The sequence below is a fragment of the Streptomyces zaehneri genome, assembly GCF_032248645.1.
Lineage (GTDB): Bacteria > Actinomycetota > Actinomycetes > Streptomycetales > Streptomycetaceae > Streptomyces > Streptomyces coriariae.
Genome location: NZ_JASTTJ010000068.1, coordinates 1 through 841, shown reverse-complemented (window position 1 = coordinate 841; position 841 = coordinate 1). Strand labels below are relative to the sequence as shown.

Annotated in this window: 1 protein-coding gene; it reads left to right on the top strand. The window is 66.3% G+C overall.

Features of this window, described 5'->3' with window-relative positions; genetic code table 11:
* The coding region (locus QQM72_RS40670) for an acyltransferase domain-containing protein (protein WP_314225835.1) at positions 1-841 on the top strand (841 nt) is incomplete at both ends.

The window sequence follows — 841 nt, the reverse complement described above, 5'->3', positions numbered from 1 at the left end:
CGCCCGTTCATGGTGGTGGGGGTGTGGTGTTCGTGTTTCCGGGTCAGGGGGCGCAGTGGGTGGGGATGGCGTTGGGGTTGTTGTCGGAGTCGGTGGTGTTTGCGGAGTGGATGGGGCGGTGTGGGGAGGCGTTGGCGCCGTTTGTGGGGTGGTCGTTGGTTGATGTGCTGGGTGATGAGGAGGCGTTGGGGCGGGTTGATGTGGTGCAGCCTGTGTTGTGGGCTGTGATGGTGTCGTTGGCGGGGTTGTGGCGGTCGGTGGGTGTGGAGCCGGCTGGTGTGGTGGGTCATTCGCAGGGGGAGATCGCGGCGGCGTGTGTGGTGGGTGCGTTGTCGTTGGAGGATGGTGCGCGGGTGGTGGCGGGGCGTAGTGCGGTGATTGCGTCGTCGCTTGCGGGTGGGGGTGGGATGTTGTCGGTTGGTTTGCCGGTGGGTGTGGTGGAGGGGCGTTTGGGTGGGGGGTTGTCGGTTGCTGCGGTGAATGGTCCGTCGTCGGTGGTGGTGGCGGGTGGGGTGGATGCGTTGGGGGTGTTGGAGGGGGAGTTGCGTGGTGAGGGGGTGCGGGTGCGTCGGGTTGCGGTGGATTACGCGTCTCATTCGGTGGAGGTGGAGGGGGTTGAGGGTGAGTTGGCGGGGGTGTTGGGGGGTGTGTCGGCGGTGTCGTCGGGGGTGCCGTTCTATTCGACGGTGACGGGTGGGGTGGTGGACACGGTGGTGTTGGACGGGGGGTATTGGTATCGGAATCTGCGGGAGCCGGTGCGTTTGGAGGAGGTGACGCGGCGGTTGTTGGGTGAGGGGCGGCGGGTGTTCGTGGAGATGAGTCCGCATCCGGTGCTGGGTTT